The 14,794-nt window shown below is 66.9% G+C and carries 18 protein-coding genes; 3 read left to right on the top strand and 15 right to left on the bottom strand.

Features of this window, described 5'->3' with window-relative positions:
• Nucleotides 1-6 precede the first annotated feature (6 nt).
• The 11 genes from AC3IRM_RS16875 to AC3IRM_RS16825 form a co-directional block, all read right to left on the bottom strand.
• Nucleotides 7-534 carry a hypothetical protein gene (locus AC3IRM_RS16875; RefSeq protein WP_489204241.1) on the bottom strand — a complete coding sequence of 176 codons (528 nt, stop codon included), beginning with the start codon at nucleotides 532-534 and terminating at the stop codon, nucleotides 7-9.
• 527 nt (nucleotides 535-1,061) lie between these two features.
• On the bottom strand, nucleotides 1,062-2,960 hold the full coding sequence (htpG, locus tag AC3IRM_RS16870; protein ID WP_489204239.1) for a molecular chaperone HtpG: 1,899 nt from the start codon (nucleotides 2,958-2,960) through the stop codon (nucleotides 1,062-1,064).
• A 218-nt stretch (nucleotides 2,961-3,178) separates the two neighbouring features.
• Nucleotides 3,179-3,595, bottom strand: a complete 417-nt coding sequence (locus tag AC3IRM_RS16865) for a DUF1801 domain-containing protein (protein WP_489204238.1) — start codon at nucleotides 3,593-3,595, stop codon at nucleotides 3,179-3,181.
• Nucleotides 3,596-3,659: 64 nt separating this feature from the next.
• Entirely contained in the window at nucleotides 3,660-5,558 is a 1,899-nt protein-coding gene (locus AC3IRM_RS16860) for an SLC13 family permease (protein WP_489204236.1), read from the bottom strand.
• A gap of 111 nt (nucleotides 5,559-5,669) precedes the next feature.
• Nucleotides 5,670-6,260, bottom strand: a complete 591-nt coding sequence (locus AC3IRM_RS16855; RefSeq protein WP_489204235.1) for a cytochrome b — start codon at nucleotides 6,258-6,260, stop codon at nucleotides 5,670-5,672.
• Complete coding sequence (locus AC3IRM_RS16850) at nucleotides 6,257-7,339, bottom strand: catalase family peroxidase (RefSeq protein WP_489204234.1); 1,083 nt, start codon at nucleotides 7,337-7,339, stop codon at nucleotides 6,257-6,259. The genes AC3IRM_RS16855 and AC3IRM_RS16850 overlap by 4 nt, the downstream gene beginning before the upstream one ends.
• 92 nt (nucleotides 7,340-7,431) lie before the next feature.
• Entirely contained in the window at nucleotides 7,432-7,863 is a 432-nt protein-coding gene (locus AC3IRM_RS16845; RefSeq protein ID WP_489204233.1) for a hypothetical protein, read from the bottom strand.
• Nucleotides 7,864-7,996: 133 nt separating this feature from the next.
• Entirely contained in the window at nucleotides 7,997-8,401 is a 405-nt protein-coding gene (locus AC3IRM_RS16840; protein ID WP_489204232.1) for a hypothetical protein, read from the bottom strand.
• Between the two features lie 100 nt (nucleotides 8,402-8,501).
• Nucleotides 8,502-9,167 carry a hypothetical protein gene (locus AC3IRM_RS16835; RefSeq protein WP_489204231.1) on the bottom strand — a complete coding sequence of 222 codons (666 nt, stop codon included), beginning with the start codon at nucleotides 9,165-9,167 and terminating at the stop codon, nucleotides 8,502-8,504.
• Nucleotides 9,168-9,189: 22 nt separating this feature from the next.
• Nucleotides 9,190-9,552: a GFA family protein gene (locus tag AC3IRM_RS16830; protein ID WP_489204230.1), complete on the bottom strand. Its 363-nt coding sequence runs from the start codon at nucleotides 9,550-9,552 to the stop codon at nucleotides 9,190-9,192.
• Between the two features lie 29 nt (nucleotides 9,553-9,581).
• Nucleotides 9,582-9,800, bottom strand: coding sequence for a polyprenyl synthetase (locus AC3IRM_RS16825; RefSeq protein ID WP_310147598.1), 219 nt, complete (start codon nucleotides 9,798-9,800; stop codon nucleotides 9,582-9,584).
• A 170-nt stretch (nucleotides 9,801-9,970) separates the two neighbouring features.
• Here AC3IRM_RS16825 and AC3IRM_RS16820 point away from each other — a divergent pair, with 170 nt between their 5' ends.
• Entirely contained in the window at nucleotides 9,971-10,819 is an 849-nt protein-coding gene (locus AC3IRM_RS16820; protein ID WP_489204229.1) for a CPBP family intramembrane glutamic endopeptidase, read from the top strand.
• 27 nt (nucleotides 10,820-10,846) lie between these two features.
• Here AC3IRM_RS16820 and AC3IRM_RS16815 read toward each other — a convergent pair whose 3' ends face one another.
• Nucleotides 10,847-11,521, bottom strand: a complete 675-nt coding sequence (locus AC3IRM_RS16815) for a hypothetical protein (RefSeq protein ID WP_489204228.1) — start codon at nucleotides 11,519-11,521, stop codon at nucleotides 10,847-10,849.
• A 75-nt stretch (nucleotides 11,522-11,596) separates the two neighbouring features.
• Nucleotides 11,597-11,944 carry a winged helix-turn-helix transcriptional regulator gene (locus tag AC3IRM_RS16810; protein WP_489204227.1) on the bottom strand — a complete coding sequence of 116 codons (348 nt, stop codon included), beginning with the start codon at nucleotides 11,942-11,944 and terminating at the stop codon, nucleotides 11,597-11,599.
• A 91-nt stretch (nucleotides 11,945-12,035) separates the two neighbouring features.
• Between AC3IRM_RS16810 and AC3IRM_RS16805 the strand changes: the two genes are divergently transcribed.
• Entirely contained in the window at nucleotides 12,036-12,356 is a 321-nt protein-coding gene (locus AC3IRM_RS16805) for a nuclear transport factor 2 family protein (RefSeq protein WP_489204226.1), read from the top strand.
• Complete coding sequence (locus tag AC3IRM_RS16800) at nucleotides 12,356-13,135, top strand: SDR family oxidoreductase (RefSeq protein ID WP_489204225.1); 780 nt, start codon at nucleotides 12,356-12,358, stop codon at nucleotides 13,133-13,135. The genes AC3IRM_RS16805 and AC3IRM_RS16800 overlap by 1 nt, the downstream gene beginning before the upstream one ends.
• Nucleotides 13,136-13,221: 86 nt before the next feature.
• Here AC3IRM_RS16800 and AC3IRM_RS16795 read toward each other — a convergent pair whose 3' ends face one another.
• Both AC3IRM_RS16795 and AC3IRM_RS16790 read right to left on the bottom strand, forming a co-directional pair.
• Nucleotides 13,222-13,767, bottom strand: a complete 546-nt coding sequence (locus tag AC3IRM_RS16795) for a DUF3833 family protein (RefSeq protein WP_489204224.1) — start codon at nucleotides 13,765-13,767, stop codon at nucleotides 13,222-13,224.
• Nucleotides 13,768-13,941: 174 nt separating this feature from the next.
• Nucleotides 13,942-14,373 carry an SseB family protein gene (locus AC3IRM_RS16790; protein WP_489204223.1) on the bottom strand — a complete coding sequence of 144 codons (432 nt, stop codon included), beginning with the start codon at nucleotides 14,371-14,373 and terminating at the stop codon, nucleotides 13,942-13,944.
• Nucleotides 14,374-14,794 lie beyond the last annotated feature (421 nt).

Genomic DNA, 14,794 nt, shown 5'->3' with positions numbered 1-14,794 from the left:
ATCAGATCAGTACGTCCGGCTCCATGCCAGTACGGGTTCGCTCCTGAAATTGCTGTGCGGATTCCCGGGGATACGCGCTTGTTTCAACGAGATGAATGCATTCATGTAGACATTGATCGTCCGATCGTTGATCTCCATGATGACGTCTGGGTTGATCATGGGCGTGCGCTCTGAAGCCTCATGACGTGGCGTGTTATGGACGACCAGCTCGTCCTTGAAGATCTCGCCGATGTCGATTTCCGCTTCGAGCGCAGTCCCGTCCAGGCTTTTCCACCTCACCACAGCCGGCGGCGGAAAGTTTCGGATCATCAGATGGTTTGCAGTCTTCGCTTTGAGTGAATTGGGATGCACATCCTCCAGGCGCGGACGCGGCCCGCTGGTATGCGGCCGATCGGCGTACAGCACTGTGCACTCCTGCACGGCATAAGGCGCGATTCCAAAGTTATGCCGCATGAAGCGCAGCGGCCACTCGCGCACATCGCCCTGCACACTTGCCGCAGAAGGTGACGGAGCCTCGCCCGATGTCGTCGCCATACTCTGGCACCCTGTCGTTGTCAGTGCAGACGCAGCGATCGCAACCGCGAGCGTGCGCTGGGTGAGGCAGCTAGATAAGTACCCGTGCCTGAGGACCATTGCCGTGCTCCTGCGCTGAGTCCATCCAACGCCGTGCGGCGTCGTGCTTCTGACAAGCACCTCTGGACGCGCGTCGGATTGAGGACACAGGATGCCTCAGCTGAGCTTGCCGGGAAATCGGGGATCACCGCGCGATGATGTGGGTAGGCCACGCAGCATTGCAGCACGAAGCGCGTCGTTCATACCTTCAACCGCGCAAGGATAATGCCGTGTTCGAGCCTTGGGGATGTCTGGATGCGCCGAGGTCGCCTTGACCGGTGCGCGGTTGCCGTGGGCACCGGTCCACCTGCGCAAGAACGAAGCAGCATCTGGAATGAGTCGCGCGGCGCGCCATCACGTCCGTGATGGCGCGTTACGTTGTTCCGCGTTTCGGGCATGCACGAAGCTGCTTTAAAGATCCGCAGTCCGACGGCGGCGACAGCTCTGCCTCAGCCGCCCAGCAGCACCCGGTTCATCCGCTGCACGAACGCAGCCGGATCCGGCAGCGGCGCGCCGGCGGCGATCTCGGCCTGTTCGAGCAGCAGCGTCGAAAGATCGGTCGCCTTCGCGTCATCCGCTTCGCTTTCGATCCGCTGCAGCAGCGCGTGCTGCGGGTTGATCTCGAGCGTGGGCTTGCTGTCGGGCACGGCCTGGCCGGCCTCGCGCAGCAGGCGCGCGAGATGCGGGGCCATCTCGTAGTCGGCCAGGGCGAGGCACGACGGCGAGTCCGTCAGACGCGCGGACACGCGCACGTCGCCGACGCGATCGCCGAGCAACGTCTTGATGCGTTCGACCAGCGGTGCGGCAGCGGTCGCGGCTTCGGCCTGCTTCGCCTTGTCCGCCTCGTCGAGCGGCAGCTCGCCCTTGGCGACGTTCTTCATCGACTTGCCGGCGTACTCGTGCAGGCTGCCGAGCATCCATTCGTCGATGCGGTCGAACATCAGCAGCACTTCGATATCCTTCGCGCGGAAGGCTTCGAGCTGCGGGCTGCCGGCGGCGGCCTTGTGACCATCGGCGGTGATGTACCAGATGGTGTCCTGGCCGACCGGCATGCGGCTGACGTAGTCGTCCAGCGACACGGTCTGCGCCGCGCCCTCACCCCTGGTCGATGCGAAGCGAAGCAGCTTGGCGATGCGCTCGCGGTTGCTGGCGTCTTCGACGATGCCTTCTTTCAGCGTATTGCCGAAGGCCTTGTAGAAGGCGGTGAACTTTTCGGGCTCGTCGCGCGCCAGCTTCTCGATCAGGTCGAGCACGCGCTTCACGCAGGCGCCCTTGATGCGGTCGAGCTGGCGGTTGTGCTGCAGCAGTTCGCGGCTGACGTTGAGCGGCAGATCATCGGCATCGACCACGCCGCGCACGAAGCGCAGGTAGTTCGGCAACAGTTCTTCGGCGGCGTCCATGACGAACACGCGCTTGATGTAGAGCTTCAGGCCCTTGCGCTCGTCGCGCCCGCCCATCATCAGGTCGAACGGCGGCTGCGACGGCAGGTACAGCAGCGTGGTGAAGCTCTGGCTGCCTTCGACGCGGTTGTGGGTCCACGCGGCGGCGTCGTTGAAATCGTGGCCGAGCGCCTTGTAGAAGTTCTGGTACTCCTCGTCGCTGATCTCCGACTTCGGCCGGGTCCACAGCGCCGACGCGTCGTTCGCGGTTTCCCATTCGGGCGCGGCATCGGTCTTCGCGTCTTCACCTTCGGCGGCGGACGGCGCGTCCTTGGGCATCCGGATCGGGAACGCGACGTGGTCGGAGTACTTGGTGACCAGCGACCGCAGCTTCCAGCCGTCGAGGAATTCGTCCTCATCATTCTTGAGATGCAGGATCACCGTGGTGCCGCGCTCGGGCAGGGTCACCGCTTCCAGCGAATACTCGCCGCGGCCATCGCTTTCCCACTTCACGCCGGCCTCGGGCGCCGCGCCTGCATGACGCGTCAGCACGGTCACGCGGTCGGCGACGACGAAGGCCGAATAGAAGCCCACGCCGAACTGGCCGATCAGCCGCGCATCGGCCTTCTGCTCGCCGCTCATCGCTTCGAGGAAGCGGCGTGTGCCGGAGCTGGCGATCGTGCCGATGTTGGCGACCACATCGTCGCGGCTCATGCCGATGCCGGTGTCGCGGATCGTCACCGTGCGCGCCGCCTTGTCCCAGCTGACGTCGATGTGCAGCTCGCTCGTTCCGGCCAGCAGGTCGGGATTGGCGATCGACTCGAAGCGCAGCTTGTCGCAGGCGTCGGAGGCGTTGGAGATCAGCTCGCGCAGGAAGATCTCCTTGTGCGAGTACAGCGAGTGCGTGACCAGGTGCAGGACCTGGGCGACTTCGGCTTCGAACTTGCGGGTTTCGGCGGGTGCGGTCATTGCGTGTGGCGTCCGTGTGGCTGTGGTGCGAGCCGGGGATATTGGTGTGGATGGCCGGCTTTCAAGCGTAGGCCGGCGCAGGCGATCCGACGCCATGCGCCGGGCCGGGCTGCCCCGCGGACGACGGGGTATTGCCCGCTGCCGCGCGCGGGGGCTGGCTCCCTCCATGGGGATTGCGTCGTCCAAGCGGGACATCACGCCGGCGCGTGGCGACGCCGTCAGACGTGCGCGATCCATTGCCGCAACAGCGCCTGCACCGCGAGGGCCTGCGTTTCGATGGCGGCACGATCCGCGAACACCAGCAGCGCGCGGTCGGGCGCGGGCCAGCGCAGCAGGCCCTGTGGATCGTCGATGGCGAAGCCGCCGTCAGGCTGGGCGCGTGTCTTGGCGCCCCGATGCAGCACCAGACCGACGCCGGCTTTCAGGCGCAGCTGGGTGGTGGCGAAATACTCGGTGGTGCGCCAGCTGGGCGCATTCCACTTCACCCCCTCCGCGACGGTCGGATCGACGCCGAGCACCAGCGCGCGCAGCCGTTGCATGGCGTCGGCATGCGGATGGTCGAGCGTCGCCATGAAGGCGTCGACGGCGGCGGATGTATCGGCCGGGGTGCTGTGCGGGATGCGGCGCGCGGACATGGCGACCTCCTGGAACGGACGCGTCCCAGTGTGCCGGACGCCCCGTGCCCCCCACGTGGTCGACCTACAGCGGCCAGATCCACAGCAGCATCGGAATCGACACCAGCAGCACCAGCAGCTGCACCGGCAGGCCCAGACGCCAGTAGTCACTGAAGCGGAAACCGCCGGGGCCGAGGATCAGCGTGTTGTTCTGGTGGCCGATAGGCGTGAGGAACGCGCAGGACGCGCCCACCGCGACCGCCATCAGATAGGGGTCTGCGTTGACGCCCAGGGTGCCGGCCGCGCCGATCGCGATCGGGCACATCACGGCCGCAGTGGCGGCGTTGTTCATCAGGTCAGACAGCGTCATGGTCACCACGAGGATCAGGACCAGACCGATCACCGGATGCCCCTGGGCGACGCTTTCGAACAGTACGCGGGCGATGAGATCGGCGGTGCCGGTGGATTCCATGGCGCCGGCCACCGGGATCAGGGCCGCCAGCAGCACCACCACCGGCCAGTCGATCGCGCCGTAGACCTCGCGCGGCGGCACCGTGCGCAGCGCCATCGAGACGACCACGCCCGCCGCGAATGCGACCGCTGCAGGCACCAGCCCGGATGCGGTGGCGATGATGGCGCCGAGCAGGATCAATGCGGCGGTGATCGCCTTGCGCCGGTCGGGAATGCGCAGCGCCCGTTCGGCCAGCGGCACGCCCCCGAACTCGGCAGCGAACGCGGCGATCGCCGCCTGCGTGCCCTGCACCAGCAGCAGATCGCCGTCCTGCAGGCGCTGAGATCTCAACCGCCGCCGCGACCGGTGGCCGGCGCGCGAGATCGCGAGCACGTTGATGCTGTAGCGCGTGCGCAGGTCCAGTTCCGAGGCCGAGCGTCCGGCGAGGCCCGAGCCCGGCAGTACCGCGATTTCCTGCAACACGATGTCGGCATGTGGCGTGCGCGCATCGTCGCTGCGGTCGTCCGGCGCCGTGTCTTCGTCGGGCGCCGCGCCGTCGATCGGTGTCGGCGCGGTGTCGTGCGCATCGGTGTCATTGCTGCCGGCATCCGTCGCGTCGGCGTCGTCCGGCTCCGGCTCCGAAGGCACGTCTTCCTCCAGCTTCGCCCCGAGCCGGGCGAGCACCTCGCTGAGCACGTCGGCGTCGGCCTCGATCACCAGGACGTCGTTGGCGCGCACCACGCGCGACGGATTGGGCGCATGCACGCGCAGCTCCGCCTGGACCATGCCGACCACCTGCGCGTCGTGTTCGTCGAGCAGCGTCTCGATCTCGCGCACGGTCTTGCCCACCGCCCGCGCGCCCTCGGGCACGCGCACCTCGGTCAGATAGGCGCCCGGGTCGAAGCCTTCCACCGCTGCCTCGCGCCGCACCGGCACCAGTTTCCAGCCACCGAGCACGAGCAGCAGCACGCCCGCCACCGCGACCGCTGCGCCGACCGGCGTGTAGTCGAACATCGAGAACGGCGCGCCGCCCAGTTCCTGCCGGAAGCCGGCCACGATGAGATTGGGCGGCGTGCCGATCAGCGTGGTCATGCCGCCCAGGATCGAGCCGAACGCCAGCGGCATCAGCACCTGGCCCGGCGCGAGCGACTGCTTGCGGGCGATCTGCACCGCCACGGGCATTAAGAGTGCCAGCGCGCCGACGTTGTTCATGAAGGCCGACAGCAGCGCGGCCAGCGCGGTCAGCGCGGCGATCGACAGCATCGGCCCGGCCTTGGACGGCAGCACCGCGCGGGTCAGCGCGTCCACCGCGCCCGAGGTCTGCAGCCCCCGGCTGAGCACCAGCACGCAGGCCACCGTGATCACCGCGGGATGCCCGAAACCCGCGAACGCCTGCTCCGCGCCCACCAGCCCCACCGCCACACAGGCCAGCAACGACGCCCCGGCCACCAGGTCGTGCCGCCAGCGGCCCCACAGGAACAGACCGACCGTGCAGGCCAGGATGGCGAGGATCAGGATCTGGTCGGTCTGCATCGCGCGGTTCTGGACGAAATGACGCAGCCTAGAGAGCGGCCGGTGTCGGGCACGTCACAACGCGCGGCGCGCCTGCATCGATGCGGTGCGCGCGATCGGGGACGGCCATGCTCAAGGCGCGTCGATCTCCGCGCGCGTGACAGCGCGATCCTCATCCGGACGCGGTCCCAGCGGCACCGGCGCCATCGTGCGATAGACGCCATCGCGGCGCACCCAGGCGTGATACAGCGCGGCGGCGAGATGCAGCAGGATCACCGCGAGCAGCGCGCGCGCCAGCCACGTGTGCGCGGCGCGCAGCAGGCTGTAGAGCGTGGGATCGTGCGGCGCGATGGCGGGCAGATGCACATCGCCCCACAGCACGACCGGATTGCCGGCCGCCGACACCATCGCCCAGCCGATCAAGGGCATCGCGAACATCAGCGCGTACAGCGCGATGTGCGACGCGTGCGCGGCCGCGCGTTGCCAGCCCGGCAGGTCGCGCGGCAGGTCCGGCACGCGACGGCGCAGGCGATGGATCAACCGCACGATCACCAGCACCAGCAGTGCGATGCCGATCGGCCGGTGCAGCATCAGCAGCGACGGGCGCAGCGTCATCGACGACACCATCGCCACGCCGACGAACAGCATCGCCATGATCAGGACCGCCATGCTCCAGTGCAGCACGCGGGCGAATGCATCGTGGCGATCGGTCGGGGGGTTCATCGGGCGGCCTCCGCAGGCGGCGTGCCATCGACATCGGCGCCGCGTGCGACCTCGCGTTCGCGGCGATCGAAGGACTGCGCGTACACGGCCGCGCGCGCGGCGAGGATCGGATCGTCCGACAGGGCGACGCCGCCCGGCACGATGGTCGGATCGAAATTGAGATCTCGGCACGGGCCGCTCGCCTGGTCCTGCGCTTGCGTCAGCACCACGGTGCCGACGACCACCTGCTCGCGGTCCTCGGGCCAGGGCGTGCTCGGATCGCTGGCGTCGTCGCCCGGGCCGGCGAGCGTGGCGACCATGTCCCAGCGCAGCGGCCCCGCCGCGAGCCGCTCGCGCAGTTCGTCCTGCAGATAGTCACGTTCCGCCGCCTCGCGCTGCGCGGCAGTGATCTCCACGAACGGCGCCTGCGGACGCATCGACCAGCGCACCAGCTGTTCGCCGCGATCACCGGTGAAGCGAAACGCGTGGATGCCGTTGTACTGCGTGTTGGCGAAGCTGTCGGACCAGGGCGCCGACTTCGCCCATGCGGCAAAACGCTGGGCCTCGGGATGCTGCGCGGCGAAGGCCGCCATGCGTTCGGGATCGGGCTTGCCGGTCGCCGGATCCGGCGCCGACGCGCGGGTCTGTTCGAGGAAGGTCTCGATCGACGCCGCGCCGAAGAACGGAAAACTGTTCATCGCCATGCGCCACTCGCTGCCGTCGGCGCCGTTGAGCACCAGCGCCATGCTGCGCACGCGCGCCTGCGCATCCAGGCCGTAGGGCGAGCCGCCGCCGATCGACATCCGGCCGAGCACCGGCGTGCCGGTGTCGGCAAACACACGCGCGCGGCTCAGGGCCGCACCCTCCGGCGTGCCGTCGAAATGGCCGACGACGCAGATGCCCTTGGCATGCGCGCGACGGAAGCCGGGATACGGCGTCGTCGACGTCGCTTCGATGGCGTCGGTCATGCGCGCGGACGTGAGCCGGTCCGGCGTGAGCCAGCCCGCGGTCCAGGCGAAGGCACCGCCGACGGCGGCCACGATCGCCGCGATCGCGACATAGGCACCGGTGCGGCGGCGGGGTGCGGGGACTTGCGACATGGACGTGGCTCGTGGCGGAACGCGCCGAGCGTACGCCAGGGCGCGGTCGGACGGGTGAAGGGCGGCGCGATACGGCCGCGTAGCGCGTTCGCCTACTGCAACTGGATCTGCGCGGCGTCGGTCACACGCACGTGGGTCTGGTAGTAGTACTTGCCCGTCGGCAGGCCGGCCGTGGTGAAGTCGATCCGGACACGTTGTGCTGAGCCCCGCACCAGGATGCGCTTGCGATCGAGCGCGGCCGCCACCGGTTCGCCCAGGCGCAGTGCCAGCTGGTGTGCCGCCGCGGGCGTGAGCACGACCGTCAGATTGCGCTGGTCGCGGTAGTCGAGTTCGGAGTTGAGATAGATCTCACCGCCCTGTTCGCCGGTCGCCTGGACCTGCATCGAGAACACCCCGGATACGCCACGCGGCGCAGCGTCCGCGGCAAGCTGGATCGCCTGGGCGGGTTGCAGCCATCGCGCCTGGTCATTGGAGACGCTGCTCGCGCAACCGGTCGCAAGAAGTGCGGCAAGGAATGCCGCCATGCTTTTTGAAGTCATCTGTCTTCCCTGAAAGTCTGAAAACGTCCCGGCGCCGAATTGAAACAGACCGCACGGACTGGCGCTCCAACCGTGCAGCCCGGCGGACCGCGATGACATCGCGCTCCATGTCATGCGGTTAAGGCTGGTAGCAGGCGCCCGATGGATCGACCTCGATCTGGATCAGTTCGCTGCCGCCGCCGCCCCAGACGTTGCCGCCGGTGAAGATCAGGCAGCCCTCTTCGCGGAACAGCGCCTGCAGGCGCGTTGCATCGTTGCCGAAGTAGAACGGAATCCAGCGCTTGCCCGATTCGTAGGTGTGGAAGCGGTCCGGCGTGCGGTCCAGCAGTTCCTGCACGTCCTGCATGCTCATGCCGATCTCGAGCTGCGCGAACTTGCTGCCCTCGGCCGGCGTACCGACGATCTCGCCGGTGAACGTGCCGTCCTTCGACTGCACTTCCCGCGTCTGTCCTTCGTTGGCCGCGCTCGTCCCCGACGCCGCGACCGCCAGCGCCAGTACGGCGCCCACTCCCCAATTGCGCATTGCAATCCCCTTGCGTGCTGCGTCGCCGGAATGACGACGGCGTGGGGATGCTAGCAGGCAGCGCCCCCCGGGCGAGTAACGTCCATGTGCCGGCACACAACTACTTTCTCGCGTCGACTCTGTCGATCTCTGCAGCAATCTCGAGCAAATTATGTACATCGGCATTCCTGTGTGACGCCGCCGCGGCCATTCGCCTGACCAGCGCGCCGATGCCCGTGCCTCTTGGTTCTTCGGTAAAAGCACAGTGCTCGGAATCCCGCCCCACGTAGTAAGCGACCCCGTCGAGCCCTTCGAAGGCAGACGCACTGGCCGCGTGGGTGACCGCGCGATCGAGCGTTCGGATGACGCGATAGATGTGCATCGGATCGACACGCGTGCGAACGTCTTCTCGTACGTCGCCCTCTAACCAGCGGCGCGTTGGCGGCGCCAGGTTGGTCGCGCCATCGATGCGATAGGACGCGATCGAGTCGGGCCCCAGCGTCACAATATTCGCGTCTTCGAAGGCGTGCAGGATAACGATCTTGAAGTCACCGCTGGCGTGGCCCGCGTCGAGCAATCTGATGTCCGCTCGTGCAAGAACTTGCTGTTCCGTCGGACCGCAAGGCGTCAGCCCTTGCTCGGTGTGAAACCGGAGTACGGATCGCTGGTCGACGACGCGCGCCTGCGTCTCAAAGGACGGCGCAGTAGGCGCCTGTGCGAACCAGAGCATCAAGCCGAGAAAGGCTGCTGCGGTGGATACTTGAATGACGAATGGCGAGACACGCATCCTTGCTTTCCTTCAGTGCGAACTACACCAGACTCTGCGCCGCCCCATTGCTACGCCCGATCTCGCCGATGGCCGTGAGATCGACATCTTCGATGCACGCCAGATTGAACCCGTACTCGTCCGGCGCGCTGCGGCGCTGGTGATGCGTGTAGATGCCGCACACGCTGCAGAACCAGTGTTTCGCGATCTTCGTGTTCCACTGGTACAGGCTGAGCACATCGGCGCCGCGGGTCACGCGCAGGCGGTCCAGCGTCACGCCGGCCATCACCGCGCCCTTGCGGCTGCACAGCGAGCAGTTGCAGCGTCGGATGTTCTCGAAGCCGTCGATCAGATCGACCTCGAATTCCACCGCCTTGCAGTGGCAGCTGCCGATGACCGTCCGCATCGAAGGCCGCCCGGCTGCAGGGGCGTCCGTCATTTTTTCAGACCCGCCACGACTTCCGACACGTTGAGCCCCAGTTCGAGCTGCAGGCGCACGTATTCGCGCTCCTTGCGCGACAGGCTGCGGCCCATTTCGATCCGCACGTCTTCGGCCTGCATGATACGGATGATCCGCGGCATCGCCGAGCCGATCGCGTCCGGGCCGTAGCCGGCCTCGCGCAAGGCAGCGATGAGAAGGGCTTCAAGTTCCATGACGCGTCCGGATCGAATTCGAGATGTGCATTGTGCGCCACGCATTATGGGTCGACACGAACACGGGCCGGCCTTCGACATCGAGGGCGCGCCATGACTTGCGGCCTTTGTGAGTGCCATGCGTGGCACGCAAGGATGGCAACCGATCCCCGACCCGCCATCCGACGCCCATGTCCATCATCACTGGCACTGCGGACACGACCGCCCGCAGATTCCGCATCAGACGCTGGACCGCACTGCCGATCATCGCGGTCTTCCTGTGGCAGGACCACTTCCATCTCGATCTGTTCCGCACCGTCGCCGGCGACTGGAGCGGTGCGGCACGTACAGGGGCATTGGCGCTGCTGGGCTATCTGCCGCACTGCGTCGTTGCATGGGGCCTCGCGGCGCTCCTGACCCGGCCGCGCCATGCCGCCAGTGCGCTCGGCCTCGACGGGCGTCCCCTGCGCGCGATGCTGCTCGGTCTGCTGTTGACCGCACCGATGGCCCTGGGCCTTGCGCTCAAGGCACCGCTGACACTCGATGCCGACACGCCGCATGCGCTCGTGCGCCACGCGCTGCTGCCCGGCTTCGGCGAAGAACTGCTGTATCGCGGTCTGCTGTTCGGCCTGCTGTTCCGCATCGCCGGCTGGGGATTTCTGCCGGCGGCCCTGACCGGCGCGCTGCTGTTCGGTATCGCGCATCTGTCGCAGGGCGGCAGCACGGCCGAGGCGGCCGGCATCTTCGCCATCACCGCGCTGGGGGGCGTGTGGTTCGCGTGGCTCTACGTCGAGTGGGATTTCGACCTGTGGGTGCCGGTGGCGTTCCACGTATTGATGAACGCCTGGTGGGTGGTGCTCCCGGTGGCCGACAACGCGCTTGGGCCACTGTGGACCGTCGGCTTGCGCCTGCTGGTGATTGCGCTTTCGATCGCCGTCACGCTCGCCTGGGCGAAGCGTCGTGGTGGGCGGCGGATCCGCGGGGGTCGATGGTTCTGGATTGCCACGGCGTCCCTCGACAACATCCGCGGGCCGCGTTGAAACGAGAAATGCACAAGTTGCGCAGCTTCAGCGCATCGCAGCCTCGCGCAGCATCACCCGGAATTCGTCCCTCGTGACGACCAGCGCATTGGTGCTGGGCCACAGACCACCCATGGTGACACCGAGAATCCTGCACCGCAGCGATTCGAATGGATCGCGTTTCAAATCCAGTTTGGACGCCGATGCGCCGAATCCGTTCCGATTGTTCTCGGCGTCAAGATCGATGAACGCATAGACGGCGTAGCGATGATGCAGGGGCGCGAGACCGTTGGGCCTGACGCCCCCAGCCGCACGCACCGGGTCCACCAGCGGCTCAGGACCGAACGAGAGGCCGCGGTATGTCCATCCGTCGGCATTACCCTCGACCTCGCATCTCACCTGAATCTGCTTGCCACCACGCTTGAGACGTTCGATCAGCTCGACCTCACTGGAAATGCGGAACTCGAGAACGTCGCGGGGCGCGAGCACGCGGCTGGCTGCATTCGATTCTTTGAACAGAACGTTTCCTGCTATCGCGCGTATCGCAACGTCATCGACTTGAACATGGATGCGCCCCGGGCCGAACGGGAAAGGGTTCGATCGGCCCGGCAGCATGATCAGGAACACGAAGAAAACGCCCACGACCGTCCAGGTGAATGCCAGCCAGTTCGCGATCCGACGCAGACGCGAGGGTCGGAACGGCGGCGTCGGGTATCCGGTCATCGGCGACCTACTTCACGCAGGCACATATGCGGCTGCACTGTGCGGATCGCGGCACGCGGACGGGCGAACCCGACGTCACGAATCCCTGCTCTCCGCATCCACGTCCCGCGCCGCATCCCACCGCAGCAACGCATCGAGCGCCGGGCACAGCGCCTGGCCCCACGCGGTGAGCCGGTATTCCACTTTCGGCGGGACTTCCGGATAGACCCGCCGCGCCACGATGCCGTCGTGTTCGAGCTGGCGCAGTTGCTGGGCCAGCATCTTCGGCGAGATGCCGGGCATCAGACGTTCGAGGTCGGAATAGCGCTGCACCTGGCCGCCGAACAGGTGGAACAGGATCAGCAGCTTCCAGCGGCCGCCGAGGCGCTTGAACACCGTTTCCACGTCGGCTGCCGCGGTCGCGGGCGTATAGGACTTACCCATGGGGAAGTGACTTCCTTTTGCGTGCGTTCTTGCGGGCGCGTGGCGCCGCACCGACATTCCGGGGATCTCCACTGCATCGAGGCAGAGACCCATGCAACTCCCCGACACCATCGCGTCTTTCTTCGCCATCGGCAACGGCGCCGATCCTGCCGGCCTGCGCGACTGCTTCACCGCCGATGCGGTCGTGCAGGACGAGCGCCAGACCCATACCGGCATCGCCGCCATCGAAACCTGGCTTGCCGATGCCCGCGCGGCCTCCGAGTGGCGCGCCGAACCGTTCGGGATCGCCGGTGATGCCGACCATCCGGTCGTGCAGGTGCATCTCACCGGCAGCTTCCCGGGCAGCCCGGTCACGCTGGCGTATCGCTTCGCAATGGTCGACGGCCGGATCGCCGACCTGGAGATCGGCTGATGGCGCTGGATCTCGACCTCGCCGGCAAGCGCGTGCTCGTCACGGGTGGCACGCGCGGCATCGGCGCAGCGACCGTCGCGTTGTTCCGCGCACAGGGCGCGCGCGTGTTGACCACCGCGCGCAACGCGCCGGCCGACGCACCGGATGCCGATGTCATCGTCGCCGATCTGCGCACCGGGGCCGGCTGCGCCCACGTGGCCAATGTCGTGCGCGAGCGCCTGGGCGGTGTGGATGTCCTGGTGCATGTCGTGGGCGGCTCGAGCGCGCCCGGCGGCGGCTACGCCGCGCTGACCGAAGCGGTCTGGCAGGACGAACTGCAGCTCAACCTGATGCCTGCCGTGCGTCTGGACCGTCTGCTGGTGCCAGGGATGCTGGCGCAGGGCGCCGGCGTGGTGATCCACCTGACGTCGATCCAGCACCGCTTGCCGCTGCCCGAATCCACCACCGCCTACGCCGCTGCCAAGGCCGCGCTGTCGACGTACAGCAAGAGCCTGTCCAAGGAACTCGCGCCCGGCGGCGTGCGCGTGGTGCGTGTCGCGCCGGGCTGGGTGGAGACCGAGGCGTCGGTCGCACTGGCCGAACGGCTGGCCGCCGACGCCGGCACCGATTACGCGGGCGGCAAGGCGATCATCATGCAGTCGCTGGGTGGCATTCCGATCGGTCGGCCGTCGACACCCGACGAAGTCGCCCATCTGATCGCCTTCGTGGCATCGCCGCGCGCGGCCACGGTGACCGGCACCGAGTTCGTGATCGATGGCGGCACCGTGCCGACATCCTGAGCCGCCGAACGTCGCTGCGAAGGTGCCGCCGACATCGCTCGCGTCGCACGCCCTGCACTCGCGACGCTCTGCGTGCACCCGCCCCGTTACGGCCCCGGATCGGCAAGCGCATCCGCCGCGACGGCCGGCGCCTTGCGCGTGATCGTCTCCTGCAGACGACCGATCGGGATGCCGAGCAGTCTGACCACGCCCCCGTTGTCGATCGTGCGTCCGTCGGGAGACAGCATCAGTTCCTGATGCATGTACACCGGGCCCTTGACCCGATAGCGCAGCGACAGGCGCGATCCCGAGACCGTCGCCTCGACCGGCCCGGCCGCGTCGCTGAGCGTGGCGGCGTAACGATGGGGCGCGGTCCGCGTCATGACCCAGAACCGCGATTGCGGCGGCTCGCCTGCGAAGGTGATGGTCTGATCCAGACGGAACGTCCCGTCACCCAGTTCGGTGCCGCGGCTGGTGACCTGAAACGCGCGCGGCTCGCGGAAGACGAACTTCAGCGTGCCGAGGCCGGTGCTCTCACCGCCGAATCCAGCGCTCGGCGTGAACTCGACGGGTGTCTGCGCAGCGGCCAGTGAGCACGCCACTGTCGCTGCAGTGAGCAGTGCAACGCGCAGCCATTTCAGTGTGGTCGTCACACGCGAGGCCTGTTCGGAACGGACACGCATTGTGGCGGCAAAGCGCTCGCTGATCGCGGTGGCCTTGGCACTACAAAACCTCTGCGGATGGCGCGATCCATATCGAATGCACTACGCCGCAGATCAGTCGATGACGCGCGACGCGCCCACCGGGACCAGGTGAATCCGGCCGGGTTATCCGGCGGACAACCCTTGGACCTCTGCCGGTGAGAGCACGACCGAGTGCTTGTAGCCCGGATTGACCGCGATTCCGAACAGGGGACGTGTGATCTTCAGCGCCCAATTGAATTCCGTGACCAGGGCGTGTTGGAACGCCGGCTGCTCCTTGATCCACGGCGCGGCCTTGTCCGGGCTCGTAAAGACCGCCAGCACCGGAAACCCCTGAGGACCATTCAACGTCATGGGCTTGAAATCTGCAGGCAGCACGCCGTTCTCCAGCCCTTTATTCAGGGGCACGGCGACGCGCGAGCGCAGCAGCATCGTGATGAGCTCTGGCCGAAGGGCCGGCTCGGAGGTCGCACGAATGATCAGCGCTTCCAACTCGTTTGCGTGCATCTCAACCTCCGCAACACGATGCTCGAAATAAGCCGAGCCGAGAATCGGCATCGGATTGAGTGAATTATTAGGTCCCGAAAATGAACCTGGCACCGTTGTCCACGAACGAGATTAAGTGAACCTGGAACACTTAGTTTTGTGGCCGAAGGGCCGGCTCAGAGGTCGTACGAAGGATCAGCGCTTCCAAAACGTTTGCGTGCATCTTGTCTCCGCGACCTGAGGTCTGAGTTCAACCGCGCAGGAAAGCGGCATCGATTCGAATGGATAAGTGTGCGCCGGAAGTGAGCCTGTTCCCGCTTCCTAGCCGCAAGATCGAGCTCTGGAACCGGTTCGAGCAGCGATTTTCTCAACGCGCAGCCTCAGATAAGTGAACCTGGCACCGTTAGCACGCTGACTGGTGAAGACGACAGTCAACGCGCTCAAAGCCTTGCACCTGCAGTCCGGCTGCAAGCTGCGAATTGACTAGATCACT

The sequence above is a fragment of the Luteimonas sp. KH_071 genome (assembly GCF_057838005.1).
Note: the sequence above shows the minus strand (reverse complement) of the source record. Positions and strands in the feature narration are given on the sequence as shown.